The organism is Acinetobacter sp. MF4642 (assembly GCF_002018925.1).
Classification (GTDB): domain Bacteria; phylum Pseudomonadota; class Gammaproteobacteria; order Pseudomonadales; family Moraxellaceae; genus Acinetobacter; species Acinetobacter johnsonii.
The window spans coordinates 111770-138764 of record NZ_MVON01000004.1 but is presented as its reverse complement, the minus strand read 5'-3'; the positions used below and the strand labels follow the sequence as shown (position 1 = coordinate 138764).

Annotated in this window: 24 protein-coding genes and 2 tRNA genes; 10 read left to right on the top strand and 16 right to left on the bottom strand. The window is 39.6% G+C overall.

Annotation, left to right across the window (positions count from 1 at the left end; translation table 11 throughout):
• Window positions 1-56: 56 nt before the first annotated feature.
• Entirely contained in the window at window positions 57-752 is a 696-nt protein-coding gene (locus MF4642_RS03805) for a pirin family protein (protein WP_078425351.1), read from the top strand.
• Between the two features lie 78 nt (window positions 753-830).
• Here the strand turns inward: MF4642_RS03805 and MF4642_RS03800 are convergent, their stop codons facing one another.
• From MF4642_RS03800 to MF4642_RS03790, 3 genes are all read right to left on the bottom strand, one after another.
• Window positions 831-1184: a DUF1304 domain-containing protein gene (locus MF4642_RS03800; RefSeq protein WP_078425350.1), complete on the bottom strand. Its 354-nt coding sequence runs from the start codon at window positions 1182-1184 to the stop codon at window positions 831-833.
• Between the two features lie 67 nt (window positions 1185-1251).
• Entirely contained in the window at window positions 1252-2229 is a 978-nt protein-coding gene (locus MF4642_RS03795; RefSeq protein WP_078425349.1) for a zinc-binding dehydrogenase, read from the bottom strand.
• 3 nt (window positions 2230-2232) lie between these two features.
• Complete coding sequence (locus tag MF4642_RS03790) at window positions 2233-2865, bottom strand: TetR/AcrR family transcriptional regulator (RefSeq protein WP_078425380.1); 633 nt, start codon at window positions 2863-2865, stop codon at window positions 2233-2235.
• A gap of 171 nt (window positions 2866-3036) precedes the next feature.
• On the opposite strand from MF4642_RS03790, the gene MF4642_RS03785 reads away from it, so the two are divergent.
• On the top strand, window positions 3037-4185 hold the full coding sequence (locus MF4642_RS03785; RefSeq protein WP_078425348.1) for a DUF1624 domain-containing protein: 1149 nt from the start codon (window positions 3037-3039) through the stop codon (window positions 4183-4185).
• 122 nt (window positions 4186-4307) lie between these two features.
• On the opposite strand, the gene MF4642_RS03780 is transcribed toward MF4642_RS03785, so the two are convergent.
• Window positions 4308-5213: a DMT family transporter gene (locus MF4642_RS03780; RefSeq protein WP_078425347.1), complete on the bottom strand. Its 906-nt coding sequence runs from the start codon at window positions 5211-5213 to the stop codon at window positions 4308-4310.
• Window positions 5210-5788, bottom strand: a complete 579-nt coding sequence (locus MF4642_RS03775) for a TetR/AcrR family transcriptional regulator (protein ID WP_078425346.1) — start codon at window positions 5786-5788, stop codon at window positions 5210-5212. The genes MF4642_RS03780 and MF4642_RS03775 overlap by 4 nt, the downstream gene beginning before the upstream one ends.
• Window positions 5789-6432: 644 nt before the next feature.
• Here MF4642_RS03775 and MF4642_RS03770 point away from each other — a divergent pair.
• From MF4642_RS03770 to MF4642_RS16635, 3 genes are all read left to right on the top strand, one after another.
• A complete protein-coding gene (locus MF4642_RS03770) occupies window positions 6433-7761 on the top strand; it encodes a tyrosine-type recombinase/integrase (protein WP_078425345.1) in 1329 nt (442 codons plus the stop codon).
• Window positions 7762-7897: 136 nt separating this feature from the next.
• Window positions 7898-8635, top strand: a complete 738-nt coding sequence (locus MF4642_RS03765; RefSeq protein ID WP_078425344.1) for a peptidase — start codon at window positions 7898-7900, stop codon at window positions 8633-8635.
• A gap of 1444 nt (window positions 8636-10079) precedes the next feature.
• Window positions 10080-10448, top strand: coding sequence for a hypothetical protein (locus MF4642_RS16635; protein WP_101495435.1), 369 nt, complete (start codon window positions 10080-10082; stop codon window positions 10446-10448).
• 11 nt (window positions 10449-10459) lie between these two features.
• On the opposite strand, the gene MF4642_RS03760 is transcribed toward MF4642_RS16635, so the two are convergent.
• Window positions 10460-11392, bottom strand: coding sequence for an IS5 family transposase (locus MF4642_RS03760; protein ID WP_078425343.1), 933 nt, complete (start codon window positions 11390-11392; stop codon window positions 10460-10462).
• Between the two features lie 41 nt (window positions 11393-11433).
• Between MF4642_RS03760 and MF4642_RS03755 the strand changes: the two genes are divergently transcribed.
• Window positions 11434-12543 (top strand): hypothetical protein, encoded by a 1110-nt coding sequence (locus tag MF4642_RS03755; RefSeq protein WP_078425342.1) that lies wholly within the window; start codon window positions 11434-11436, stop codon window positions 12541-12543.
• A gap of 74 nt (window positions 12544-12617) precedes the next feature.
• Here the strand turns inward: MF4642_RS03755 and MF4642_RS03750 are convergent, their stop codons facing one another.
• The 4 genes from MF4642_RS03750 to greB all read right to left on the bottom strand — a co-directional run bounded on the left by MF4642_RS03750 (window position 12618) and on the right by greB (window position 14281).
• Window positions 12618-12950 (bottom strand): hypothetical protein, encoded by a 333-nt coding sequence (locus MF4642_RS03750; RefSeq protein ID WP_078425341.1) that lies wholly within the window; start codon window positions 12948-12950, stop codon window positions 12618-12620.
• Between the two features lie 346 nt (window positions 12951-13296).
• Window positions 13297-13387 (bottom strand) — tRNA-Ser (locus MF4642_RS03745).
• 220 nt (window positions 13388-13607) lie between these two features.
• Window positions 13608-13697, bottom strand: a tRNA-Ser gene (locus MF4642_RS03740).
• Window positions 13698-13786: 89 nt separating this feature from the next.
• Window positions 13787-14281, bottom strand: a complete 495-nt coding sequence (gene greB, locus MF4642_RS03735) for a transcription elongation factor GreB (protein ID WP_078425340.1) — start codon at window positions 14279-14281, stop codon at window positions 13787-13789.
• A gap of 365 nt (window positions 14282-14646) precedes the next feature.
• On the opposite strand from greB, the gene MF4642_RS03730 reads away from it, so the two are divergent.
• Window positions 14647-15759: a transglycosylase SLT domain-containing protein gene (locus tag MF4642_RS03730; RefSeq protein ID WP_078425339.1), complete on the top strand. Its 1113-nt coding sequence runs from the start codon at window positions 14647-14649 to the stop codon at window positions 15757-15759.
• A 66-nt stretch (window positions 15760-15825) separates the two neighbouring features.
• Here MF4642_RS03730 and MF4642_RS03725 read toward each other — a convergent pair whose 3' ends face one another.
• Complete coding sequence (locus tag MF4642_RS03725) at window positions 15826-16209, bottom strand: SCP2 sterol-binding domain-containing protein (protein WP_004695646.1); 384 nt, start codon at window positions 16207-16209, stop codon at window positions 15826-15828.
• A gap of 227 nt (window positions 16210-16436) precedes the next feature.
• Window positions 16437-17360 (bottom strand): tRNA 2-thiocytidine(32) synthetase TtcA, encoded by a 924-nt coding sequence (gene ttcA / locus MF4642_RS03720; protein WP_004695645.1) that lies wholly within the window; start codon window positions 17358-17360, stop codon window positions 16437-16439.
• Window positions 17361-17860: 500 nt separating this feature from the next.
• Between ttcA and MF4642_RS03715 the strand changes: the two genes are divergently transcribed.
• Both MF4642_RS03715 and htpX read left to right on the top strand, forming a co-directional pair.
• Window positions 17861-18733 carry a lytic transglycosylase domain-containing protein gene (locus MF4642_RS03715; protein ID WP_078425338.1) on the top strand — a complete coding sequence of 291 codons (873 nt, stop codon included), beginning with the start codon at window positions 17861-17863 and terminating at the stop codon, window positions 18731-18733.
• 117 nt (window positions 18734-18850) lie between these two features.
• Complete coding sequence (gene htpX, locus MF4642_RS03710; protein ID WP_004695643.1) at window positions 18851-19756, top strand: protease HtpX; 906 nt, start codon at window positions 18851-18853, stop codon at window positions 19754-19756.
• 70 nt (window positions 19757-19826) lie between these two features.
• Here htpX and MF4642_RS03705 read toward each other — a convergent pair whose 3' ends face one another.
• The 4 genes from MF4642_RS03705 to MF4642_RS03690 form a co-directional block, all read right to left on the bottom strand.
• Complete coding sequence (locus MF4642_RS03705; RefSeq protein ID WP_078425337.1) at window positions 19827-20192, bottom strand: bleomycin resistance protein; 366 nt, start codon at window positions 20190-20192, stop codon at window positions 19827-19829.
• A gap of 6 nt (window positions 20193-20198) precedes the next feature.
• Complete coding sequence (locus MF4642_RS03700) at window positions 20199-20792, bottom strand: DUF4112 domain-containing protein (RefSeq protein WP_005400444.1); 594 nt, start codon at window positions 20790-20792, stop codon at window positions 20199-20201.
• 115 nt (window positions 20793-20907) lie between these two features.
• The gene (gene mgtE / locus MF4642_RS03695; protein ID WP_078425336.1) at window positions 20908-22254 is read right to left on the bottom strand and encodes a magnesium transporter; all 1347 of its coding nucleotides are present in this window, start codon (window positions 22252-22254) and stop codon (window positions 20908-20910) included.
• 134 nt (window positions 22255-22388) lie between these two features.
• Window positions 22389-25493 carry a multidrug efflux RND transporter permease subunit gene (locus MF4642_RS03690; protein ID WP_078425335.1) on the bottom strand — a complete coding sequence of 1035 codons (3105 nt, stop codon included), beginning with the start codon at window positions 25491-25493 and terminating at the stop codon, window positions 22389-22391.
• A gap of 256 nt (window positions 25494-25749) precedes the next feature.
• On the opposite strand from MF4642_RS03690, the gene MF4642_RS03685 reads away from it, so the two are divergent.
• Window positions 25750-26889, top strand: a complete 1140-nt coding sequence (locus MF4642_RS03685; RefSeq protein WP_078425334.1) for a glycerophosphodiester phosphodiesterase — start codon at window positions 25750-25752, stop codon at window positions 26887-26889.
• Window positions 26890-26995 lie beyond the last annotated feature (106 nt).

Sequence of the window (26995 nt, the reverse complement as noted above, 5' to 3'; positions counted from 1 at the left end):
ACAAATATAAAACGCTAAAATCACTCCATAGATTAAAAATAAGATTGGAGTTCAAAATGGATGCTTTCATTCATCGCAGTCAAGACCGTGGTCATGTCAATATCGGTTGGCTAGAGTCTAAACACAGTTTTTCTTTTGGCAGTTGGTATAACCCTAAATATATGGGCGTAAGTGCTCTACGTGTCATCAATGACGACATGATCGCGGGTCATCAAGGTTTCGGGCAGCACCCCCATGACAATATGGAAATCTTGACCTGTGTGCTTAAAGGTACCATCACCCATAAAGACAGCATGGGCAACCATGGTGGTATTTCTGCAGGTGAATGGCAACTGATGAGTGCAGGTACCGGTGTACAGCACAGTGAAATGAATCAGGGTGATGAGCCAGTACATTTGCTACAAATTTGGATTACCCCAAATCAAAGAGATGCAGCACCAACCTATCAGCAGATTCGTCTTGATCCACATGAGCAGCCAAATCAATGGCATGTGATTTGTGGTCCAAATGACAATGCTGCAATGCATATCCGTCAAGATGCCGAAGTCAAAACCGCTGTGATTGAAAAAGATCAAATGCTAGAAGTTAAAGCTACACAGCATATTAACTATATGCATGTAATTTCAGGTTCAATCCAAATTACAGAACATACTCTTCATGCAGGTGACGCGATTGCTTTCTTAGAAGCAAGCGATGTTAAAGCCTTGGAAGATGCACAAGTGATTTGGTTTGATTTGCCTGAAGTCAAATAAGTCATCACTCACAATAAAAAGCCAACGTCTCGACGTTGGCTTTTTTAATGCAGAACTCAAGCAGTTTTTTCTCTTGGCTTAGAGAAAATTCACCACAATTAACGCTACAGCAGCAGGTAAGGCTTGAATGTAGATAATTTTCTTACTGGCGGTCAACCCACCATAAATCCCAGCAACCAAAACGCAGCCTAAAAAGAAATTGGCCAGTGGCAGTGCATAAGTTTCGGGTGCACATAGCGCCCAAAATAGACCTGCAGCCAAGAAACCATTATATAAGCCCTGATTTTGCGCCATGACTTTGGTCAGTTGTGCTTTTTCGGGCGTATTGCCAAAGGCCTTTAAGCCATAGGGTTTATCCCATAAAAACATCTCTAAAACTAAAATATACACATGCAACAGTGCAATTAAAGCAATCAAAATTTGTCCCATCATACACTTTATCCTTATTTTTGATGAATGATGCTAGATCAGCTTCACAGCTGATCCAAGTCGAAAACGGTTAAGGTTTCAAAAGTACTTTACCCTGACGTGCGCCTTGCGTCGCTTTCAGTGCAGCATCTTTAATTTGTGCAAAGCTGAAGATACCTTCAACAGGCAGCAGTAATTTTTTCTGTGCAGCAAGCGTCAATAACTCCACAATTAACGCCTTTTTGCGTTCAGCAGATAATTGCTTATTCACCACACTCGCCCAAAAACCTTTGACTGTGACTTGTTTAAAAATCAGATCTCCCGAAGAAATCTGCATGGTCTCACCCGTCATGCTACCAAATGAAACCAATAGACTATTTTCACTCAGCAAAGCTAACATTTCACCACTGGCCTGACCACCAATGGAGTCTACACCCGCGATCAATGGTTGATCTGCATGAATCGCTTTGACTTGTTTTTTCCAATCGGCTTGGTCTGTTGCCACCACATTTTGAATGCCTAAGGCTTGCATTTCAGCTACAGCATCAGTACGGCGAACCAAATGAATTACCTTTTGACTACGCGCTTTTGCAATCATTGCAACGGTTTTACCCACTGCACCATTGGCAGTGTTCTGAATCAACCAAGAATCTGCCGGCAAGTCGATAAAATCTAAAAGCATCAGTGCACTGATCGGCATCCCAATCAACTGCGCTGCCGTTTCATCATCAATCGCATCAGTTAAAGGCACAACGCCATGCGCTGGCGCAATAAAATACTCAGCCCAACTACCATGAATTCCTGCAACCGCTACACGCTGCCCTATCGATACGCCTTGTACACCCTCACCAAGCGCATCAATCACGCCCACTGCTTCACTGCCACCAATTGCAGGCAGTGTGGGTTTATAACCATAACTGCCACGAACTGTCCACACGTCATGGTTATGCATTGGCGATAGAATCATTTGAATACGTACTTCACCCGCTTTCGTTTCAGGTTGCGGCATATCTGCAGCTTCCAAGACGTCAACAGGTTCACCAAAATGGTGATGAATAATACTTTGCATTTGCTATTCCTTTATCGGCTGTAATAGTTGTTGGGTAGTTTCCAAAGCAAGATAAAGGGGCTGCTTATCTTGGGCCAATCTTGCCAATAAAGCTGCCCCCAACCACAATTGATACATCGTCTGTGCCATTTTTTCAGCGTCAATATGCGCTGGAATTGAACCATCTTGCTGCCCGGCTTGGATTAGACCCGAAATACGTTCTGTTAACTTACGCACCCCGAAGTTCAAAATCTGACGCATATCTTCAGATAAATCTGAGACTTCTGCTGCCAACTTGACGATCAGACAGTTCTCCGCCCATCCCCCATCGCTATGATGTTCAACATCACTTTCAATATGCGATGGGTTATCAATCCATGCTTGCCAAAGTGCCACGAGACTTGCATAGGCGCTTCGCTGTTCTTGCTGTATCAGCTGATCGATTTTGACTTTATAATCGGCCAGATACTGCTGGAGTAGCGCACAGCCGAAAGCCTCTTTCGAAGCAAAGTAATAATAAAATGAACCTTTCGGCACATCACAATTCTTTAGAATTTCCTGTAAACCCACTCCGACAAAACCTTTATGTAATACCAGTTGAAAACTGCTATTTAAAATGTGTAGTCGTGTTGCTTCACTTTTGTCTGATCGTTTCATATCCACACTATAAATCAATAATAGACCAGTCGTCTACAAATTAATGCATCTACCTTTGATACTTCATCTCGAACCATTGGATTGCATATAAATTTTACTGATTGAATTTCAGATATAAATGATTGAAATAAATGTTACTTTATACCATAACACTAATTTTCAATTCATCTTATGTCTACACCTTCACAACGTTTACAAGCGATTGACGCCCTCAGAGGATTAGTTATTCTGATTATGATGGTCGATCATGTCAGAGAAACTTTTTATCTCCACCAGCAAGTCCCCGACCCGATGCTGATTCCAGGAACCGAAGAATCCCTTTTCTTTAGCCGGATCTTGGCTCACTTATGTGCACCTGTTTTTGTGGTATTAACAGGCTTATCGGCTTATCTTTACCAAGCAAAAAACAACAGCGCTCAAATGACACGTGAATTTTTACTCAAACGCGGTCTATTTCTGATTTTTCTCGAACTGATCATTATCAACTTCGCTTGGACTGGACAGTTCCCGCCCGATGTCATCTATTTACAAGTAATTTGGGCCATTGGTCTGAGTATGGTGGTTTTAGCAGGCTTGATTGGGCTATCGCAAAAATGGCTCTGGGTGATCAGTCTCAGCATTATTTATGGACATAATGCGCTGGATCAAGTGTCATTTTCGCAGATGCCGATCCTGCAAAATCTGTGGTTTGTTTTACATGAACGTGGTTGGATCGAATTTGGAGATCTGATTCGTTTTAGAACCTCTTACCCAGTACTGCCTTGGATTGGGGTGATTACCCTTGGCTATTGCATCGGTCATACCATATTTAACAGTACATACGATGTCGCAAAAAGAAGTCAAATCTTGTTAGGCTTCGGGCTTGCCAGTATCAGCTTATTTATCGTTTTAAGAATGATCAATCTCTATGGCGACCAAGCATGGTCAGTCATGCCGACCAGCACTGAAACCGTTATGAGTTTTTTGAACTTGACCAAGTATCCACCATCGCTGCTGTTTATTTTGTGGAATGTCGGGCTAGGCTTAGTTCTGTTAGTGTTACTTCAAAGGGTTGAAAGTAAACCTTGGGTCAAACCCTTGATTATCTTTGGTTCCGTGCCGATGTTTTTCTATATCGTACACTTATATGTGCTCAAAGCCCTCTATCTCATTGCAGTCGCACTGTTTGGCACGACCCATGGCGAATACTTTGGCGTCGATCATGTCTCCACCTTATGGCTCATTTCGATTATTTTAACTGTAGCTCTCTATCCCTTGATGTTGAAATTTTCAGCCTTTAAACATAAAAACAAACACATTCGCATTCTTAAATACCTATAAAGATTTAAGGTGTATAGCCAATTTCACTGAAATAAGATTGATGCTTAGTCCAACTAGGCATCAAATTTCCCGACACCCGGCAAATATGTTTTATGCGCCAACGAATGTCTGAAGCAAAAAATTTACTTTGCTTTAGTCTGCAATGCTAAGCAAATTGAAATTAAAACCATCCCAATCCAGCCGATTGGTGCAAGTTGCTCTCCCACCAACAGGATTGCAAAAACAGCAGCAACCAAAGGTTCAAATAAGGTCAAGGTAATGGCTTTACTCGCAGGCACAGTTTTTAAGCCATATCCAAATAAAACATAGCCCAAAAACATGGGGATCAACATCATATACCCCACGACATAAAGGTTGATGTTTTCTTCAAACAAGTTTGAACCTGTTATCCATAAAGTCGGAAGTAATAATAAAGAGCCAAGTCCGAAGATGAGCCCCATAGACGCTTTTGCATCCATCCCTCGGTCAATCATTCGTTTTGCCGCCCAAGAATATAAAGCATAGGTCAATCCCGCAACCGCCCCTAAAGCAATACCCAACATTGGTCGGTTTTGGGACAGATTCTCCGTGGTTGCTACAGCATGTGATTCCCCGAGTGAAAGTAGCGCAACGCCCGTCACCCCCAAGACGAAACTCATCAGCCATGTCATTGAAAGTGCTTTTCGGTCAAACACCCTTTCTAAAAGTGCGGTAAATAAAGGCGCCGTACCAATCGACACGACCGTCCCAATGGTTATGCCTGCATAGTGCATAGATGAATAAAAGGCCAAGGGATAAATAAAAACCGCAATTACGCCTACAGCGAGCATCACAGCATTGGCTTTGATATGTGCCAGATGGTAGATAATACTTTTTCGCGCTAAAAGTGCCTGTAACAGTCCACCACCGCCCATTGCCGCAGCGCCAACCGCCAAAGGACTCAAGTTAGGTGCAAAAGATGCGACTGTGCCCGTCGTTCCCCATAGAAAAGCAGCGAACAGCACTGCAATAAAACCATATTTTGGTACTACAGAAACAGACTGATTCACGTGCTAATTTCCTGTGCTAAAAGTGTTTTCACCATCGCTGTTGCAGCTTGCACTTTTTCACTCGAGCTTTCCAAGCCTGCTCGCGCAATCGATCCCTCTAGAATAAAAGACAACAACAAAGCCATTTGTTTAACCTTGTCTGCATCCAAAATGATATAGGCAAGCTGTGTAGAGATAATGTTTTCAATTTCATCCTTATGCGCTTTCACAGCCAAGCGCTCGGCGCTGTGCGCTGGGAACTCAGCAGCAGCATTCAACAAACCACAGCCCCTAAAGCCTTTTTCATAGGCAAACTCAGCATGGTCTTGATAGGCTTCAAAAACCGCGACAATTTTATCAATAGGGGTATGTGCCTGTTGGTTTCGAAGCGCATACAAATCTAACCACTCTTGATGCCGTGCTTCTATATAAGAGGTGATCAAGTCAGCCTTGGTCGGGAAATTATTATATAAGGACATTTTGGCAACTTTGGCCTTATCGGTAATGCTGTTAATCCCTGTACTGGTGATGCCATCGTTATAAAACAAAATAGCGGCTGCATCTAAAATTTTCTGTTTCGCGGTTTTCGTATTCATCACACTCAACTAAGTAGATCGATCTACCTAATTTATAGAATCTGTAAAAATATTCAAGTCACCTTTGCTTATTTAATGAAGGAAATATCAGATGAATCAAATACAGGAGAACACCATTCAATAGCCCTTCCAACGTATATGTAATGAGTTGCTAGATAGGCCGAACGACGGATGCTAAAACCACACAGATGAAATTAAAATCTGATCTACAGAAATGACTGCTACACAGTCCATTCTATTAACTGCTTGTCTGAAACGAATAGCGAATCTAAAAAGGGAGCGGGTTGGACAGCTCAATATAGCTAAATAGTTATAAAAAAGGCTTAAATGCCTTAAATAAAAAAAGCAACAAGAGAAGGTCTGGCTGCTTTTTTTAGAATTTGATCACTGCCGATCTATGTGGTGTGCCCCACACTACTTGACGTAATGGCCCAACTTAAACTTGAGTCATCGATTAATGATTAGTTTTAATTTGTATTTAAAAATAATTTGGCGGAAGCGGTGAGATTCGAACTCACGGAGGACTCACACCCTCGTCGGTTTTCAAGATTGATGGATAATTCCATATTTTAAGAATATAATCATACATTTATAAGAAAGTTATTGGTGACTAACAACTAAACTAACAACTTTTAAGGTTTAAAATGTCTACAAAAAGCATAAAAATCCAATCTGGATTGTCGATCCGTAAACTGCCACAAAGTAAAAATTACAGTGTTTACATTAAGTTCGATGGTCATAAAAAATGCCAATTTTCGCTTAAAACGTCCGATCTTGATGAAGCAATTGCAAAAGCAAAAGCGCAATATCATTTTCACGAACTAATGTTAGAGAATGGCATACCGTTTCCACAAACACAAGAACGCCTTTCACTTTATAAAATCATTGATAAGCTAATTGATGAACATGAGAAAGAACAAGCAAAGGTTAAACAGGACGGTAGAGATGGAAAATATGCAACTCAAATCAGACTGTTCAAAAAAATTAGAGCTTTTTATGATTCAAAAACTAAACCACATGATCTAAACATTGCAGAAATTCGTAGATATTTTGAAGAAAATCAACCGTTTTCCACGACTCAACTTGTTGCGACTCGGTATTGCTTTACAGCGATACAAGACCGTTCATTAGAGAAAAAACAGATTAAAGCTGATCAGCTTGTCGATATAAAAAAAATTAAAGTTGGAAAACTAACCCAATCGAGGAGAGATCACTTTTCTTACTATGAATTTACAAAAGTTGCTAATTTTGGTCTAACTGAGATAAATAAAGCACATGGTAAAGGAAAACATACTCAACATATGGCAGTTCATTACATCTCCTTTCTTTATCATTCAGGAGTTCGTGCTGGATTTGAAGCGCTCGGTATAAAATGGTCAGATCTTAATTTTACTTCATTTGGTGATGTATATGCGACTATTAAAGATGGAAAAACAAAGGATTATAAAAAAAATAATCGTAATGTGCTCTTTGATCTTTTTGCAGAAGATTGTTTGATCGGTGTCGCTAAGTTAAAACATCCAAAGATCGTAAAAAACAGGTCAAAACGGTCAATAATCGAATATTTGAGATATAACAAACCAAATGAGACGATTTTTTCAACGGTTTATAGTCAAAGCCCAACCTATCCGAAAATTTTTAAAAAGTGGGTAGACCATCTAAAAGGTATTGGGAAGCTGCCAAAAGATAAAGATCTAACGCTATACTCACTCAGACATAGTTATATCACTACTTCTATCGAGCAAGGTGTAGACCTACCTCTTATTGCAGAAAATGCAGGAACGAGCGTAACAATGATAGAAAAACACTATTCCCATATCACCGTAATGACAAGACAGGCTCGAACTGCACTTGTTCGTAATAAAGTCGCAATTGAGAAAGAACTTCCAAAAGAAATCGATGAACAATTTGAAAAAAGAAAGGCGGATTTGTTTAAAAGAACAATAACTACATTAGATGATATGCATCTATGATAGTATCTGCTAAATGGAACAAATGCATTAACATACCTATAACATAGTTGCGTCATTTCTACGAATATTAAAGGGGAACTTATTGAAAGATTTAAAGGTCATATGTGTTGAATTAACTAATATGTAAGGATGTTTCATGGAAAACAAATTTTTAAATACTATGCTAATGTTAGCATTTAGTCCAATATGCTTTGCTAATCAGGAAAATATTACACAAGTTTCTTTGGAAAAAGAAACTATTTTTTATAATGGCACACTAACTCATGAAGCAAATATAGAAACATTTGAACTATATAAAAACTCTACAATAAAACCAAAGACAATTTCAATATCCAGTGATGGTGGTGATGTAGGACTGGGAATGGAATTAGGTAATTGGATATATGATAATAACTTGAATGTAGAAGTAAAAGATTACTGTTTATCCTCTTGTGCGAACTATATCTTTACTTCTGGGAAATACAAGTATATATCGAATAAGGCAATTATCGGATTTCATGGAGGGTTAAGCAGTGAAAGCTTTGATATGTCAGAAATTGACAATATGTTACATGACTTACCTAAAGAAGCACGGGAAAAAGAAAAAGAAAAAATCCTTAAAGAAATGCATGACTATATCAAAGAGACAAAATTTAAAGAAAGCAATTTTTTCAACAAAATAAATGTAAATAAAAAAATAACAACACTTGGTCAATCGGAACAATATAAAGCGTTTGATTCACACGAATATTCAGGGTGGACTTATTATCCGACGGATTATATTAAGCTTGGTGTTGTAAACGTCATAATAGAAAATCCACCATGGGAGCTTAAACAACTAAAAAATTTCGGCAAGGTCTTTATTGTCAATATTGATGATATACATATGAAATAACAAATATACATTATTTTATAAAAATGATATTACTTCTGTCTTTTAGTCTTACTCTTTATTATTATCTTTCTTATATCCTTGGACCAAAAGACAGAAAAACCAAGCCCCTACACATTAGCTTAAAAAATATAGCTTATAGTGCATAATCAGACTTCTGCTTTTTGATCATCCTGTGACCATTGACAGGCAACCCTTGAACTCAGTTTTCATGGTTGCTTTTAGAGACTTAAAGGAAATAATTGAGTATCCTCCACCGAACCCTCTCTAACTACTCTATGTTTTAATTAACCCTGATTTGAAGCTACTTTCAAAGCTCTTGAGCATCTGGGCGGTATTACTCTAACGTTAATGTCTTTATTCATAGACCGTTTGTTTTTAATTAAAACGAGTATCCTCGCAGGTTGCCACTCTCGGCGATCCTTGTAATGGCTGAAACAAACAAATTCCAAATCATCTTTATTCCAAAATTCATTTGGATTAAAACAAAAAACATCAACTATTTTTAGTTGATGCGGAAGTAATTTTTAAGTTGCTATTGACAGTAATAAACATTAATGATTTATTGTTTATTGAAGGATTATTACTTCCGCATAAAGTTTTAATCTTAAAAGTCATTGTTCAATCAGTGACTTTTTTATTTCTAATAATGTTTTATCATCAGTTGATAATAAGTCAAGGCTTTTTAAATATACTTTAATTAAAGGTGAGGGAAATGGCTGAATATAAAAACCCCAAAGAACAGAACAAGAGAAACTAAAAGAGTTAAAAATAGAATTTGATAGCGTGATTAAAATTGTTAATTAGACCAAATTCATCGAGTGGAACTATCAGAAACAATAGAAATAAAGAATAATTCTTTTACTTTTTTAGGTGGAGGCATTAATTTTATTATTTATAATGAAAATCACAAAAAGATTGTTGATGAAACAATGGTTTTATATAAAGAGCTAATGCTTTAAGTATTTGAAATAAAATCTAAGTACGGATATAAAATATCAAAACGATGAACCCACGAAAAAAGAAAGTTTGTTTTTGAAAATGATAAATCAATTATCACTTTAAGTACCGAATAAGCAAAGTCCGACCATTTGAATATAAAAAATCACCGAATGGAGAGAAAAAGACTATCTTTTTTTGGGAGGTTTTGGGGAATTGGTCGAATTTAATGGATTAACCGATTTTTGGTTGAAACAATGAGATCTTTCCTTTTACAGACAAGCAAAAATTTTCTCTGTAATATAGTGAGATTTTGAAAAAATCGAGAGCGTTAGCGGTTGAAAAAATCTTTGATTTTTTGGGTTGTAGGGGTGTCCCATGCCAAGTAGCAAGGAGTGAAACGACTGACGAACCTGCAAGGTTTGGCTATCTTGCTTAATCCTAAAAATCTCAGACTTGAAAGATGCAAAATAAATGATAAAACATAATTAGAACAAGGATTTTAATTATGAAGAATTTTTTTATCAAACAAATGAGGAAACATAACACAATTACAAAAGTAAAAAATCATATTGATTACTTATTGAATGAAAATACTGCCTCGCATTATAAGTCAAAAATACATTCACTTACTGAAAATGTAAAAGAAACTTATGAAAGAATATATTTTGAAAATGAAAAGTATATTGCTCATCAAAAAGAAAATGGAGGTGGTAGACCACCTGAAACTTCAACGACTTATGTTTTATCAATGCCTGAAGATCTAATTCATCCAAGCAATGATGAATGGGACGATATTTATAATAGGACGATTGAGAATTTTTGTAATTTCATCAGGCTTTGTTGCATAAAGATTTTAAAGATAGAGCTTTCCTGAGTCGCTCAAATTTAAGTGACAACTTGGGTATGAGGTCGGCCTATTTGTGTAAATTTATTTAAGACCGCTACACGAGCATGAATTTCATTCACTTGACTAGGAAAGCTTCTTGCCATTAATTTATCGCCTAATAATTTGATGCAGTGCATCTTGGTTTCAACCAAACTGCGTCGATGATAGCCTGACCATTTTTTCCATAGTGTCCTGCCTAAATGTTTAACAGTACGAAGTAATTCATTTCGCTCTAGCGAATGAACTTTTGTATCCTTACAAGGCTTCGCATTTTTTCTTGGCGGAATCACCGCATGCGCTTGTCGATCTGCAATAACCTGACGGCATTCTTTTGTGTCATAAGCCCCATCTGTATAGACTGAATCAATCTGTTCATCTGGTGGAATTTGATCAAGTAAATTACCAAGTACTTGTGAATCACTGACATTATTCGTCGTGAGCTGAACTGCCCGTATTTGCAGCGTTTTAGCATCTATACCAATATGCAGTTTACGCCATTGCCGACGGTATTCAGGTTGATGTTTCTTGCGTTTCCATTCACCTTCACCTAAAAACTTCAGGCCAGTTGAATCTACAAGTAGATGTAGTTCACCATGACTTTGCTGATAGCTTATCTCAATATCAATTTGCTTTTGTCTTCTGCAGAGTGTGGAATAATCTGGTGCCGTCCAACTTAAACCACAGAGTTGAATAAGACTTTGCACAAAGCCTGTAACCATACGTAAAGAAAGTCGAAATAGACATTTGATCATCAAACAGCATTGAATTGCTCTATCTGAGTAGGTTTGATTTCGTCCTTGTTTACCTTGTAATTGAGCATACCATTGAGTCTGAGGATCAAACCAAATCGAAATATTTCCACGATTAATGAGTGCTCGGTTATATGAAGACCAATTGGTTGTACGATAAATTTTAGGTGTAGGCTTATTCATCTCAGAATTATATTGCTGAATCAGACCTTACGAACAGCTTTGTGCAACAAAGCCATTTCATCAATGAAAATCAACAAAGAAAAGAAAATAAAGGCGTTGAACACATTAAAGAAGAAAATAGAGCTAATGTTGCAAAATATAATGCTATTAGATTAAATCCTGATATGTTTAAAAATAATTCTGTTGCTGTTATTCATAATGAAGAAGATAATTTTGAAGAGGCTTCACATCTACACATAATTACAAGCAATATACAAGGTGGTAATTATTTAAAGATGTTAAATCAAACGGCTGGACAAAACTATATAAAAAAAGCGTATGATAAAGCTGTATTAGATACTTTAAAATTAAAACCACAAGATTATATTCCAAAATGTGATCGTTTAAGTGAAGAAGAAAAAAATCAATTAGAAATTGAAGATAAGCAACAGTTTGAGAAAAGAATGAAAAATAACCCTCAATATATAAGCTCTGAGAAGAAAAAAGGAGGTAGACGCAGGCGTAAACCGTCAAAACCTCAACATATTGCACGACAAGAAGAATGGCAAAGAAAAACAAAGCTTGCTCAAAAGAAGATCAATCAAGTGCCAGAGGCTCAGGAACGTATCGATAAAGCTAATGAGCTACAACGACAAAGAAAAGCAGAACAAGAGGCTCTGAGTGCTGCTGAGGCTGCTAAAAGCAATGTTTTGAATGAAGTTGCTGCTGCTGAGACAAAAAAAGCGGCTGCTGTGAAGAAAACAAAACTTGCTCAAAAGGAATTGAAACGAATAAATACTAAAATCCGTAATAATCAAGAATGGTTGTATAACATTATTCAAAGTGATGTGGTTCAAGATAGAATTGCAAACTTACGTTCAATTTCAAAATCAACATTGGACTTTTATCGTGATGTAAAAGAGTTTATAGATGATTTATTGAAAGAAAATAACGCATATAAAAAAGAAATTGAAAAGAAGAATCCAAATTGGTTAAAACGTCAAACTGCTAAAAAAACCCAAGAAGAAGAAAAGAGAAAGGAACGTTTAAAATCTCAAAAATCTATAAAAAATGAGTTTACAGAAGAAATTGAAATTGATGAACCAGAAAATGAAAAACAAACACAAAAGCAAACATTTACTCAAAGAGTAAAAAATAGAATGGGTCTTTAAAATGAAGCTCGAAAAAAAGAAGAATGCCTTTATATTCTTCTTTTTTTGAGTAACAAATCTTTGATTTGTAGCTTTTAAAGATTTTGGTATTTATTAATGATGTTTTGAATGTCGTGAATATATTCAACATATTTATTACATTCTTGTTCTGCTTTTTCAAAAATATAAAGTAAACTTTCTGCTTCAATAACATCAGTTTCATTGTGTAAAATCTCATTATCTATATAATCTAATGTTTCTGCTGAAATTGGTGGGCACATAAAGCCCTTAAAAAAATCAGATGTTCTTTTCCATTCTGTTTGTACTTCGATATTCATTAATAACATCAATGCCCAATTTCTTACAAGTTCAACATCTGTATTTTCTTTGTTAGCAATTGCTGATATATAAACATGTTTAATACTCATTATTTCTCCTTTAAAATAGTTTTTTACATTAATTTATTTATCATATTTTCAGGTAAATTCAAGTCTCATTAAATAACTTGTTTATACATATTACTGTAAATAGAGTTATTTGATTGCTTGAAAAGAGCTGTATGTGCCATAAGCAGCGTTTAACGCTGTTATGGTTATCTGGGTGGTGCTTATGACTAAATACTTCATAGCGACTCTTGTAGAGAGTTTTAGGACCTGCTAAAACTAACAACTGCTAACGACTCTTATTTTTGAATGATTTTTTGATCGACCGATCATCTTTGAAATGCTTAAAAACGAAAAAACCCACTGTAAAACAGTGGGTTAGTTCTAAATGTGGCGGAGAGACAGGGATTTGAACCCTGGATACGCTATTAACGTATGCCGGTTTTCAAGACCGGTGCATTAAACCGCTCTGCCACGCTTCCATGGGCGCTATCATATAAATAAAAATATTTTTTGGCAAATATTTTTCATCTCACGGCCTGCAAAAAGCCACTATTCAGCTAAAAAATGTTCAATCTCAATAAGATATTAAATTTACAGCCTCTATAGGATGGAAAATTGATCAATAACTCTGGCATCTTTTAAAAATTAACTTTAAAAAAGGCATAAAAAAAACCCTGACTTAGTCAGGGTTTTTGAATTTGGCGGAAGCGGTGAGATTCGAACTCACGGAGGACTCACACCCTCGTCGGTTTTCAAGACCGGTGCATTAAACCGCTCTGCCACGCTTCCATGGGCGACATCATATAAACATTCAATCTACTTGGCAAATACTTTTCTTCAAAAATCACACCAAGTGGCTAAAATTAAAACAAAATCTTTTAGTTCTCTGAACTTTCAGGTATGTCATAACGAATTGAATTGACGTACCAGTGTTTTTTTCCAGTTGGCGTCAACACTTCAATTTCATCATCGACTTGTTTGGACAGTAAAGCCCGTGCCATCGGCGAGTCGATGGAGATGTGCTGCGGGTGATGATCATAAATTTCATCCACCCCAACGATGCGTAAGGTTTTTTGCTCCCCTGCGTCATTTTCAATTTCGACCCAAGCCCCAAAATAAATCTTGCCAGCCTGCTCTTCAGAAAAGTCGATAATACGAAGTTCTTCGAGGCGTTTTCCCAAGTAGCGAACCCGTCGATCAATCTTACGTAAGATCTGTTTGTTGTACTGATAATCCGCGTTTTCACTACGGTCGCCAAGGCTCGCCGCCCAGTTTACTTTCTTGGTAATTTCAGGACGTTCTTCATGCCAAAGCTGCTTTAATTCCGCCACCAATTTGTCGTGACCAGCACGTGTAATTAAGTTTGATTTCATGATGAATGCCGTCTAAATCTGCTTATTGATTTACAACAAAGGATTATTTTATCCCTTATTTCTCCACAACAGAAGTTTATAAAATAAATTCCTGAATTAAATTAAATTGTTATGTTACATTTTTCAAAAAAATATTGCACAAAATTTGACACTTTTAAAATTGCTATATATTATGCGCACATCTTAAATTAGTTGCCTATTTTTTAATCTATGTAGTTTTTCTACATAATCTTCTTAATCCCATGTCATTTTGAATGACGTCATGAATGCCCAACCTCTTATTGAATTTAGACAACTTGAACTCGTTTTAAGGCATGTTTTTGCCTTTGCGTTCTAGGGCATAAATTACTTGTAGCGGAGACAACATGCACAGTAGTTCAACTTCTGGATCGAGGCTTTGCCTTAATTCATTAACTTTCTCTCTCCCGTTGAAAGCCCTTGCTTTAAGTACTTTGTTAATTCCATTTCATAGTATTAATGCAAGTAAGACCTACCAATATGATAACGTCGTCAATCATAATAAATTGACTGTCGTTTCAGTGGAAAACCCAACGACCGTTTTTAAAGATGGTCAGCATTTGCATGGTTTTGGTTATGACCTTGCACGTAACTATGCAGACAGCTTAAATGTAAAGCTAGACTTCAAAACCGTCCCCGATAACGCTACAGCACTGAAATGGGTCGCACAGGGCAAAGCAAATTTTGCAATGACGACGGCAAGTGTTCAAACGATTGAGCAAAAAAGTCTCGCAACCTTTTCTGCAACTTGTGGTGATTTAAACGTTTTACGTAAAAATGGCCTCAATACTGAGCTGAACTGGGTATTTAAACATGCGAATGATCCATTAACGCAAACGGCGAGCGGATTTGTCTGCCGTGGTAAACAATCTGGTTCAATTGGTCAATTGGCCTCTTTTTACAACCGTAATGTCGTGAAGCCTGAAAACTGGAATACGATTCAACGCGATTTGCGTCAGCGTATGCCAATCTATAAGGCCAGTTTTAAAAGCACAGCGCAAAAGTACGATTTAGATTGGCACTTATTGGCAGCGATTGGTTATCAAGAGTCTTATCTTAAACCAAACTCCGTTTCTCCCACGGGTGTACGTGGTTTGATGATGTTGACCAATAGCACAGCCAAAGCCATGGGTGTAAGTAACCGTACCGATCCTGCGCAAAGCATTCAAGGTGGTGCTAAGTACTACGACCAAATGCTGAGTCGCTATGATGATATTCCCTTCCCTGACCGTAACTGGTATGCATTGGTTGCGTACAATATGGGACCGGGTGCGGTGAATCAGATTCAAAAACGGATTCAAGCACAAGGTAAAGACCCAAATAACTGGCTCAATTTGTATGCTTACTTACAACAGAACCAAACAAAGAATGGCCGTTACCGTCAAGCACTACAGTATGTGACGCGTATCCGAGCTTATCTTGAGCACATTAAAACCACGCCGCAGCTGGTCAATATCTAAAAGATCCTCTCTATCGGCATAAAAAAAGCTTACCTATAAAGGTAAGCTTTTTTTATTTCAGAACACTTAAGCCGTTTGCTCAAGCACTTTCTTAAATAAATCTTTTTGCTCTTGGCTTGGCTTCGCTGTTTGTAATGCCATCAACTGTGACATATCGCCTTGAACTTTTATTTTACCCGTCATGAACGCTTGCATTGCTGCAGCCATATCAAACTCAAGGAACACTTTACGTAGTGTTTCAGCATCCATGTTCAAAGTTGTTTTCGCGTTCGAAGACAAACCTTTTTTAATTGCGCCGCCATCTAAAGATAATTCGGTATTACCCGCATTGTCAGCAACAACTAAGTTAATTGCAAGATTCGCAAGTGCTGGCGGCAGGTTCAAATTCCCCGCTTGAGCAGTTAATGTTTCTACAGTTGAAAACCAATCATCAGTTAAAAAAGCAGGCATGATGTTTCCTCAATTCTTTGTTCGTTGTGTGCTGCCTATCCAGACGGCATCATTGTGAAGCTAAATACGCTCGGAGATTGTTATAGCATGTATATCCTGCATGTGCCTAAAGTTTTTTGTACGTACCGTTCATATTTTATATTTCTTATACAAAGTTTATCAAAATCATCCACATAAAAAAAACACCAATCATTGATTGGTGTTTTGCATTGGCTTAACTGACAAAATTAGTCTGCTGCAAAGCCAAGATTAACCATGTTAATGCGTTTGTTCTCCGGTTCATCTTCCGTTGAACAACTTTCACCTTTAAAGTCGAATTCACGTTCGCTATCTAACGCTTCAAAGTCGAATAACTCACGATCTGCCAACTGCGATGGCGAAACATTCTGCAAGGCGCCAAAAATACTGTGTAAACGCTTTGGATGTGCTTTATCCCACTCACGTAACATGTCATTTAACATGGCACGTTGCAGATTTTCCTGAGAACCGCACAAGTTACACGGAATAATCGGGAACTGACGCATTTCAGCATATTTAATGATGTCTTTTTCTTCCACATAAGCCAGTGGGCGAATCAAGATATTCTTTTTATCTGACGATAACAATTTAGGAGGCATCGCCTTTAAGCTGCCGCCATGGAATAAGTTCAAGAAGAAAGTCGCCAAGATATCATCACGGTGATGGCCCAACGCCACTTTGGTCGCGCCAATTTCTTGCGCAAAGCCGTATAAAGAGCCACGGCGTAAGCGTGAACAAACTGCACAGTAGGTTTTGCCTTCAGGCGTTAAGCGTTTGGTGATGCTGTAGGTATCTTTTTCTAAGATATAGTAGGGAATATTATTCTCTTCTAAATAACGTGGTAACACGTCCTCAGGGAAACCCGGTTGCTTCTGGTCCAAATTCACAGCCACCACATCAAAATTGATCGGTGCAATGCGTTTAAACTGCAACATAATATCGAGCAAGGTATAACTGTCCTTACCACCGGAAATGCAGACCATCACTTTATCGCCTTCTTCGATCATTTTAAAATCGCGAATGGCATGACCCACCTGACGGCGTAACTTTTTCAACAGACGATAATACGCAGAGCTAGTGGGTAGTTCTGGTTTAAAATTAAATCCCTGATTGGACTCAACTGGCGAGAACATAGACGAGTTAAACCTTAAAAAAAATACCGCGCAATTTTATCCGATTCACAGCCATCTCGCACCTAAAGAATGTAAATTCTCATGAATTGTCATTGCTGTCATATTCATGTATTGAAATCGGTTTAACTTTGAACGATTGCGTTCATATTTTAGCTGAACTGCTTATGTTTTGGACTTTTCCACATTTTTCCACAAAAGCTGGGGATAACTTTGTGGATTCTAATCGACTTGACAGGGTGTCCCCCCCACTCTTTAAGGCTTCTATTTAAATTGATCATTTTTTGATCAATTTATTTACCATTAAATTTCAATAGCTTAACCCAGTCAAGCAATCCTCATTAAAAATAAATTAATTATTTTTTTGATTACTTGCTCAACAATTTGACTTGATTTTTACAAAGACATGGATTTTTTAAACTTAAAATAGTTTCAGACGGTTCTTTTTTTGCTAAACTCATTTCTAGTACTGACATCGATTTTTTTACGATTAATAATAGATAATGAAAAATAAGCTGCTTTTGAGTCGTTTTTACGTTTTGGGGTGTATGACGATTTCGTTTATGGCACTAGATTGTCACGCGGGTCAAACTATCTACCAATTGAAAGATTCCAACGGCACGACCTTGTTAACCAATAAACAAAGTCGTTATAGCAACTTAAAAGTCGAAAAGAAAACCTATTATCCAGACAGTAATATCCACAGTTATAGTAACTGGGGGGCTTCTGAATCTTCCGTGTTGCCCAGTTATAGTCGTAACAAAAATGCTTTTGACCACATTATTCGCCAAGCGGCTCAAACCCACGGCGTTTCTGAAGGCTTAATTAAAGCAGTTATGCATACCGAATCAGGCTTTAATGTCAACGCACGCTCACCTGTTGGGGCTCAGGGTCTTATGCAACTCATGCCTGCGACAGCACGGCGCTTTAATGTCTCTAATGCATATGATCCACAGCAGAACATAAATGCAGGTGCCAAGTATTTAGCATGGCTGATGAAACGCTTTAACGGCAACACCAGTCTTGCGCTTGCAGGCTACAATGCTGGCGAAGGCAATGTACAAAAGTACGGCGGTATTCCACCCTTCCGTGAAACTCAAGACTATGTTCGCCGCGTGAGTAGCCGTTATAGCAATCTATATGCGGGCGGGATCAACATTTCTGCAGGCTCAAATAACACACCAGCCAATGCTCAAGTCATTGCGCAATCTACACATTACGATGCAGACTCTTCTCCAAGCACACAACTCAGTGTGAGTCGTAGCGCACCTTCACGCCAAATTATCCTCGCAGCTGATGGCAGTTTTACTGATGCGCCTGGTTCCTATGCCACGGCCAATGCAACCGCCTCTGCCCGCATCCAAATTTCAGAATAATTTTTATAGCAGTTTTATTATTTTTTCTTGAATTTTGATGAGTTTCACCTCATATTGAGATCAATGATTTTCGATTTATAAATCAGATTATTTTTTTATTATAAGAGGATTTTCTCAATGATGCGGATTGGTTTGTTCTTGCTAACCAACCTCGCGGTACTGGTTGTAGCTGGCATTATCTTGTCACTCTTCGGTGTCGGTAGTTACCATGGCGCGGGTGGCTTAAATCTAGGTAACCTACTGGTTATCTGTTTTGTCTTTGGTATGGTTGGCTCAATGATTTCTCTATTCATGTCAAAATGGATGGCGAAAAAAACAACTGGTACAGAGTTAATTGACCCCAATGCCCCGCGCAACCAAGCTGAAGCATGGTTGTTACAAGAAGTCGCTCAATTGGCGCAACGTTCTGGTATTAAAATGCCAGAAGTCGGTATTTTCCCGTCTTACCAATCTAATGCTTTTGCTACAGGTTGGAACAAGAACGATGCATTAGTTGCAGTTTCTACCGGCTTACTTGAGCGTATGAATAAAGACGAGCTTCGCGCAGTCTTGGCTCACGAAATTGGTCACGTGGCCAATGGTGACATGGTGACTTTGGCGCTGGTTCAAGGTGTCGTGAACGCCTTTGTGATGTTCTTTGCACGTGTCGCAGGTGATTTCATTGACCGTAATGTCTTTGGTCGTGAAGACGGTGAAGCACCAGGTTTAGCTTATTTTGCCATTACCATCGTGCTTGATATTGTCTTTGGTATTTTAGCTTCTGCAATCGTGATGTGGTTCTCCCGCTACCGCGAATATCGTGCAGATGAAGCAGGCGCGCGTCTTGCAGGCAAACAAGCAATGATTTCAGCCTTGTTACGTTTACAAGCCGAGTCACAACTTCCAGATGCGATGCCTAAAGAAATGAAAGCGTTTGCGATCGCGGCAGGTCAAGAGCAAGGCTTTAGTTTAGCTGCTTTGTTCCAAACCCACCCAACGATTGAACAACGTGTTGCTGCTTTACAACAGCTCGATTGTCCATAAACAATTCGTTCACTAGATTTGAAAAAGCCTCCGCATGGAGGCTTTTTTGTGACTCGGCATAAGAACATTTTCATTCAATCGTCACTTCGATGCAGCGTAATAAACTGCCATTTGGGTCAATGATGCAAAACTGGCGGATCTCATCAAAATCCTGAATATCGGTCATACGAGCGCTTTCCCACAACGACCAATTCACTTTAGACCAGTATTCATAATAGGGTTGAATTTCCGCTACGCGAATACAGGCACTATGCCATGAACTATTTGGGTCTAAATGCGGATGATGGAAAAATTCCAGTGTCATTTCGCCCAAACGCAGAATCATCCACTCTGCGGACTGATAAACCAGATTAAAGCCCAAGCTTTGATAAAATGAAGAAGTGCACGCCAAATCAATCGCTGGCAAATTTGCCGTAATCTGACCTTCAAATTTCATGAGTGGCTATCCTAAGTTTAGTCCCTGTAACCAATGCCACATCACACTACCACCCCACCACAATAAGCCCATAAAACACACCAAAAAGATCAGGCCAAACAAATCGGGGATGTGTAGCCAAAGCCATGCCACTACTGGGTTTCGCCAAAATGCGGACTGTTGCTGTTTCTTTTCCAATTTTTCATGGAGAAAAGGATGCGTCACATGATGCTCTGAATGAATTTGGTATTCTTCCCGAATATGGTCATGAACCACATCCAGTGCTTTACGACTCGGACGTATAAAAATATCAAACAATGTTCCTAACACTGGGATAAAACCGACCACAGCGTCAATCATAGCCAGCTTCAATACAGGGCTCAATTTCTCTTGCGGCACGCCAATTTGCTTGGCTTTATAAATGGCATAACACGTTAGGGCAAAACCTGCGATATCCCCAGCAATCGGAACAGTACTCAATGCGGCATCGGCACCGACACCCTGCTTGGTGAACGGAATACGCACCACAGAGTCCATCATATTGGCATATTTGGCCAAATCACGCTCTAACCGAATGACATCTTGCTGGCTCATTTTTTTTTGTTCTAAGGGTTCAGGCATGTTGTTACTGACCTCCATCATTTCAACCACTTTAACATCATAAAACCACTGAATTATGCTGGTTTTCATGACTTTTTTCTGTGCTAACTTTGTGCTGAAACAATTACTTATTAGCTTAAGACAAGGTCAGAATTTGCGATGCAATCAGCAGATATACCACCACGCCTGACGCATCACAAATTGAGGTGACCAAAGGTGCGGATGCACTGGCTGGGTCGAGTTTCATGCGGTTTAAGATAAACGGCAGACTCATACCAATCAAACAACCCATCAACACAATGCCCATCATACTCAGTGCCAATACTACAGCGACCAGAATATCCCCACGGAAATAGCCCAAAATGGAGACTGCCGTTGCCATGGTTCCACCCAAGCACAGCGCAACCAGACTTTCACGCCCTAGCAAATAAAACCAGTCTTTAAAATGTACGTCGCCAGTTGCCAGTGCACGTACCATTAAAGTGGCGGACTGTGACCCCGCATTTCCCCCACTTCCCACCAGTAAAGGAAGGAAAAATACCAAAACGATATGTGCCGCAATCAAGTCTTCAAAGTGTGCAATTCCTAGCCCCGAGAGTAAACTGCCAAAAACCAGAAACACCAACCAAAACACCCGCTTCTGATACAGTAAGAGGATTGGAGCCGTTTTAATACTCATCTGCGGACTGGCCGCAACCGCACTACTTTTTAGAATATCTTCTGTGGTTTCTTGTTGCACCACATCCATTGCATCGTCATAAGTCACAATCCCCAATAGACGCTGCTGCTCATCGACAATGGGCAAAGCCATAAAATCATAATGAGCCAGTTTCTGTGCAATACTTTCCTGATCCTCACTGACTAAACCCGTAATGACATGGCTGGTCATAACCTGTCCAATCAATTGCTCAGGCGGAGACTGAATAATTTGCCGCAGCGAAATCACCCCGTGTAAATAACGCGAGGCATCGGTCACATAGATGAGATATAAAGTTTCACTTTCCGCTGCATGCTGTCGTATATGTTGAATCGCCTGTTGCATGGTCATTTCGGCATGTACCGTAATGACTTCAGTGCTCATAATTGCACCCGCAGACTCAGCTGGATAGTGCATTAAATCATTCAGCTGGGCTTGAACATGCGCATCTAGCTGCGGAAAAATCTGACCTTGAACCTCTTGTGCCAAGCTTTGAAATAAATCAGTACGGTCATCCGAATGCATATGAGCCAGTAGCTTCACCAGCAAAGCCTGAGGCAATTGCGCTGCTAGCTGCTGCTGCTGGGTTAATGCTAAAAACTCAAAGACATAACTGGCTTGTGGTAATTGTTCCAATAGCCGAATTTGGTCATTTATAGGCAGGCCCATTAAAATATCAGCCAAATACGCAGTGCTGTACTGTTTCAAACTTTGAATAAAAGCATGGTTATCGGGCTGATTTAATTGCTCTTGGAAATCTTGCTGTGAAAATGACGGATTTGGCATACACCACTCAAATATTGTTTTCTTTATCTATGCGAGTATAGCAAACGATCTTTAAATGTCAGGCCTTTCAGCCTGATTGGGTTAAAGGTTCGCTTTGCCTATTCAGACTGCACACGAATGTTTCGGATTCGATCTTAAACCTCGTCCTGAGGTGTTCGTCCATGAAACACACGGCGAACCAAGACATACATTAAAGGAATAAACAGCAATACCAACACCGTGCCAAAAATCACGCCACCAAGTACACTCACCCCAATTTCCTGACGACTTGCGGCCCCTGCACCAAAAGCAAAGACCAGAGGTGTAACACCCGCGCCAAAAGCCAAAGACGTCATTAAAATCGGGCGTAACCGTAAGCTTGCGCCTTCCAAGGCAGCTTCAATTGCGGTTTGGCCTTTTTGCTGCGCCAGTGAAGCAAATTCCACAATTAAAATCGCATTTTTACAGGACAGACCAATTGTAGTCAGCAAGGCAATTTGAAAGTAAATATCATTCGGAAAACCCGTCAGATAACTGAACAAAATATTGCCACCGATACCGAGTGGAATCGCACTCATGACTGCAGTTGGAATACTCCAACTTTCATAAAGTGCAGCAAGGCATAAAAAGATAAAGCCTATGGAGACCAAATACAGCAGCAATGCTTGGTTATTGGACTTGTTTTCCTCGAACGATAACCCGCTCCAAGCCAAATCTATACCATCATGCCCTCGTACCATGTTTTGTACGTCTTGCATGGCTTGTCCAGAACTAACATTTTGTGCTGTATCCGCCTCCATTTCTAGTGCGGTATAGCCCATAAAGCGATTCACTACCTCAGGGCCTCCACTCCAAGATACTTGAGCAAAATTTGTAAAAGGAATCATTTGGTTCAGATCATTACGTACGGTCCATGCTTGAAGATCATCAGGTTTTGAACGAAATTCGGCATCCCCTTGCATAATTACCCGCTTAATCCGACCACGGTCAATAAAGTCATTGATATAACTTCCACCCCAAGCACTGGATAAAGTGCTATTAATGGCGGTCTGGCTGAGTCCATTGGCCAAAGCTTGCTTTTGGTTCACATCGACTTTGAGTTCGGCTTTATCTGGGTTAGAACGTTTATCTAAATTGCTAAAACTAGAATACTGCTTGGATGCTTCCTGCAAAGTTTTGAACTGTGCTTCTAAATAGGCACGACCTTCGCCATTGATATCGCGTATCCAAAACTCCATGCCATCAGTTTGCCCTAAGCCACTGACTGAAGACGGCATATTTACATTAATTTGTGCATTTCGATGCGATCTAAAATGAGCAATTGCCCGTTCTCGAATCGCTTGTGCGGAGTTCTCTTTCCCCTTACGTTCATTCCAATGTTTCAGCGCAATAAAACCTTGACCTAAATTTTGTCCCGTCCCCGAGAAATTACGACCATAGCGGATCATCACTAAATTGATATTGGCCTGTTCTTTATCTAAAAAGTATTGGCGAATTTCTTCTCCCACCACACGGCTTTGACTCAATGGTGCACCATCGGCCAGTTTAAACTGAACACTTAAAATGCCCTGATCTTCACTGGGAATAAAACTGGTCGGCAAAGCCCGATAAAACAGCGAAAAGACGGCAATCAACGCCACAAAAACCACCAGCATGATTTTACTGTGCTGAATGGTCTGCGTACTCAACTTTAAATAACGCTGTTTTAACTGATCCAACTTCAGATTAAACCAAGTTGCCCATCGTGCCGATTTATCATTGGGTTTTAAAATTAAGGCGCACAACGCGGGCGTCAATATCAATGCGACCAGCAGCGATAGCGCCATGGCAGCAACCAAGGTCATTGAAAACTGACGGTAGATCACTCCTGTCGAACCACCGAAAAAGGCCATGGGAATAAACACTGCGGTTAACACCAAAGTAATCCCAATCAATGCCCCACTGATTTCCTGCATCGATGCAATCGAAGCTTGTTGAGCACTCATCTGCTGTTCATGCATCAGCCGTTCAACGTTTTCCACCACCACAATCGCATCATCCACCAAAAGCCCGATGGCTAAGACCAATGCAAATAAGGTTAAGGTATTGATACTCATGCCGAGCACATACAGAATGGCAAGCGTGCCTAAAATTACAACAGGCACAGTGATGGTCGGAATCAGCGTTGCACGCCAATTTTGCAAAAAGACAAACATGACCACAATCACCAAAAGCACTGCTTCAAACAGTGTTTTGACCACTTCCTTAATCGACTCTTGCACAAAAGGCGTGTTATCACGTGGATAAACAATTTGATAGCCTTCAGGCAGTTTAGAAGATAAACAGGCAACCTCTTGCTTAATCAATGCAGAAGTTGCCAATGCATTAGCCCCTGAAGACAGTGAAATGCCCATCCCCGCTGAAGGAAAACCATTAATGGTATTAAATGACTGGTAATTTTCCGCGCCCAGTTCCACCCGTGCGACGTCTTTTAAATAAATAAAACTGCCATCGCGGGTCGATTTGACAATGATGTTTTCGAATTCTTCAACGGTTTTTAGACGTGTACCGGAGGTGACTTTGGCATTTAAATATTGGTCTGACAGGCTGGGTAACTCACCAATTGCCCCTGCGGCCACTTGCGTATTTTGCGCTTCAACCGCTGCACGTATATCGCTTGGCATCAGTCCATATTGACGCAATTTGTGCGGATTCAGCCATAAGCGCATGGCATACTGCGCACCAAAAACATCAACCTCACCAACTCCATCAATACGGGCTAAATCTTGCTCCAAATGCGTCATCATATAATCAGACAGTGCAATATTGCTGCTTTTGCCTGTTTGGTCATATAAGCCAATCACCATATGCGTATCGCCAAGCGATTTATAGACATTGACTCCTTGACGCTGTACATCTTCTGGTAGACGGTTAATCACTCCATTGATGGCATTTTGAACTTGCACCTGAGCGGTATCTGGGTCAGTTCCATTCTCAAAACTAATGCTGATTCGACTACGGCCATTCGAGTCACTGCTCGAACTAAAATACAGTAAATGATCAATCCCTTTAATTTGCTGTTCTAAAACCTGAGTAACGCTCTCCTCCACCGTCTCTGCCGACGCGCCTGTATATGTTGCACTCACCGTAATTCGCGGAGGTGCAATATCGGGGTAGCGCTCTACAGGCAACTGAAAGGTGGCAAATAAACCAAATGCCATCACGATAATCGCCAGCACACCAGCAAAAATTGGACGATGAATAAAAAATTTAGACAGCATGGGTCTGCGGTACTCTTGGGTCTGAGGCTAGATCTAGAAACTGGTATCACTTTATGCTTGATCTTCTATGACGAATCATTAAAAAACAAGACTTAACAACATGAAATAGAACATTAGAGCTAAATATGAAGAAACTATGAAGAAAGCTTTTTGACCAATTGATGACATCCTGTAATTTTTCGCAATTTGTCATTAATCTGAGATATTAAAATTGAACACTGAGTCCGCAACACCACAATAAAATGTTGAGGAACACATGTTAAAAAGAACATTATTGAGTTTTATTTTTTTAAGTTTATTGGGCTGTCATCATGATGAGAAAGACAATGCAGCATCCCAGCCACCATCAAACAACGCCGAATACATTGAGCCTGCATTGCTTATTATTGGACATCGCGGCGCCAGCGCGCTACGCCCTGAACATACCTTAGCCGCTTACCAAAAAGCAATTGATGATGGTGCAGATTTTATTGAGCCTGATTTGGTGCCAACTCTAGACGGTTATTTAATCGCTCGCCATGAAAATGAAATCGGAGGAACCACCAATGTCAGCAGCTTGCCGCAGTTTGCAGAACGGAAGACCAGTAAAGTCGTTGATGGCGTGACTTACACAGGTTGGTTTACTGAAGACTTTACTTTAAACGAGCTGAAGCAACTGAAGGCACGAGAACGTATTCCAGAGATTCGTCCAGCAAATGCCCAATATAATGATCAATTTGATCTGCCCACTTTAGATGAAATTATTGAACTCGTAGATGCGCACTATAAAAAGACAGGAAAAATTGTGGGCCTGTATATCGAAACCAAACATCCCAGCTATTTCCAAGGTCTCAATTTGGCCATGGAGCAACGCCTATTAACCACGCTGGCCAAACACAGCTATAGTCGTGACATTGCACCAGTCTATATCCAGTCATTTGAAGTCAGCAACTTAAAACAGATGCGTCAACAGTTAGATCAATTAAAATCGATTCAACATGCCAAAATTATTCAACTCTATGGCGGTAACTCCGAACAACCTGCCGATGCTGTGCTTGCCAAATCAACACTCCGCTATAGTGATATGGCAACACCTCAAGGACTGAAAGACGTCGCAAGTTATGCACATGGTGTTGGGCCAAGTAAAACCTATATCGTGCCCAATACTCAGCCGGCGACCCCGACCAGTTTTGTGAACGATGCACATACAGTGGGCTTAAAAGTACATCCTTATACCCTACGCCCTGAAAACAATTTCTTAGCAGACTATTTAGACTGTAGCGCTATTGCCGCTGAAAAGTGCGAAAAAGGTGCGCTGGCTGAGTTTGAAGTTTTCTTTAAAGCTGGAGTGGATGGTGTGTTTACCGATGACCCTGCTTTAGGACGCCAAGCCGCCGATGCTTTTTTGAAAAAATAGAATAAGTCACACAAACTAAACCAAACATTTAAACAGCTTGTTGACGTCAAACCCATATCCATCCTTTTAACTATAGAGATTAAAAAGCAGGCTTTTTAATCTCTTT

What these genes read in the sequence shown, in the direction of transcription:
- MF4642_RS03805 (WP_078425351.1), top strand. Translation starts at nt 57, where the DNA reads ATGGATGCTTTCATTCATCGCAGTCAAGACCGTGGTCATGTCAATATC.
- MF4642_RS03800 (WP_078425350.1), bottom strand. Translation starts at nt 1,184, where the DNA reads ATGATGGGACAAATTTTGATTGCTTTAATTGCACTGTTGCATGTGTAT.
- MF4642_RS03795 (WP_078425349.1), bottom strand. Translation starts at nt 2,229, where the DNA reads ATGCAAAGTATTATTCATCACCATTTTGGTGAACCTGTTGACGTCTTG.
- MF4642_RS03790 (WP_078425380.1), bottom strand. Translation starts at nt 2,865, where the DNA reads ATGAAACGATCAGACAAAAGTGAAGCAACACGACTACACATTTTAAAT.
- MF4642_RS03785 (WP_078425348.1), top strand. Translation starts at nt 3,037, where the DNA reads ATGTCTACACCTTCACAACGTTTACAAGCGATTGACGCCCTCAGAGGA.
- MF4642_RS03775 (WP_078425346.1), bottom strand. Translation starts at nt 5,788, where the DNA reads ATGAATACGAAAACCGCGAAACAGAAAATTTTAGATGCAGCCGCTATT.
- MF4642_RS03770 (WP_078425345.1), top strand. Translation starts at nt 6,433, where the DNA reads ATGTCTACAAAAAGCATAAAAATCCAATCTGGATTGTCGATCCGTAAA.
- MF4642_RS03765 (WP_078425344.1), top strand. Translation starts at nt 7,898, where the DNA reads ATGGAAAACAAATTTTTAAATACTATGCTAATGTTAGCATTTAGTCCA.
- MF4642_RS16635 (WP_101495435.1), top strand. Translation starts at nt 10,080, where the DNA reads ATGAAGAATTTTTTTATCAAACAAATGAGGAAACATAACACAATTACA.
- MF4642_RS03760 (WP_078425343.1), bottom strand. Translation starts at nt 11,392, where the DNA reads ATGAATAAGCCTACACCTAAAATTTATCGTACAACCAATTGGTCTTCA.
- MF4642_RS03750 (WP_078425341.1), bottom strand. Translation starts at nt 12,950, where the DNA reads ATGAGTATTAAACATGTTTATATATCAGCAATTGCTAACAAAGAAAAT.
- greB (WP_078425340.1), bottom strand. Translation starts at nt 14,281, where the DNA reads ATGAAATCAAACTTAATTACACGTGCTGGTCACGACAAATTGGTGGCG.
- MF4642_RS03730 (WP_078425339.1), top strand. Translation starts at nt 14,647, where the DNA reads ATGCACAGTAGTTCAACTTCTGGATCGAGGCTTTGCCTTAATTCATTA.
- MF4642_RS03725 (WP_004695646.1), bottom strand. Translation starts at nt 16,209, where the DNA reads ATGCCTGCTTTTTTAACTGATGATTGGTTTTCAACTGTAGAAACATTA.
- ttcA (WP_004695645.1), bottom strand. Translation starts at nt 17,360, where the DNA reads ATGTTCTCGCCAGTTGAGTCCAATCAGGGATTTAATTTTAAACCAGAA.
- MF4642_RS03715 (WP_078425338.1), top strand. Translation starts at nt 17,861, where the DNA reads ATGAAAAATAAGCTGCTTTTGAGTCGTTTTTACGTTTTGGGGTGTATG.
- htpX (WP_004695643.1), top strand. Translation starts at nt 18,851, where the DNA reads ATGATGCGGATTGGTTTGTTCTTGCTAACCAACCTCGCGGTACTGGTT.
- MF4642_RS03705 (WP_078425337.1), bottom strand. Translation starts at nt 20,192, where the DNA reads ATGAAATTTGAAGGTCAGATTACGGCAAATTTGCCAGCGATTGATTTG.
- MF4642_RS03700 (WP_005400444.1), bottom strand. Translation starts at nt 20,792, where the DNA reads ATGCCTGAACCCTTAGAACAAAAAAAAATGAGCCAGCAAGATGTCATT.
- mgtE (WP_078425336.1), bottom strand. Translation starts at nt 22,254, where the DNA reads ATGCCAAATCCGTCATTTTCACAGCAAGATTTCCAAGAGCAATTAAAT.
- MF4642_RS03690 (WP_078425335.1), bottom strand. Translation starts at nt 25,493, where the DNA reads ATGCTGTCTAAATTTTTTATTCATCGTCCAATTTTTGCTGGTGTGCTG.
- MF4642_RS03685 (WP_078425334.1), top strand. Translation starts at nt 25,750, where the DNA reads ATGTTAAAAAGAACATTATTGAGTTTTATTTTTTTAAGTTTATTGGGC.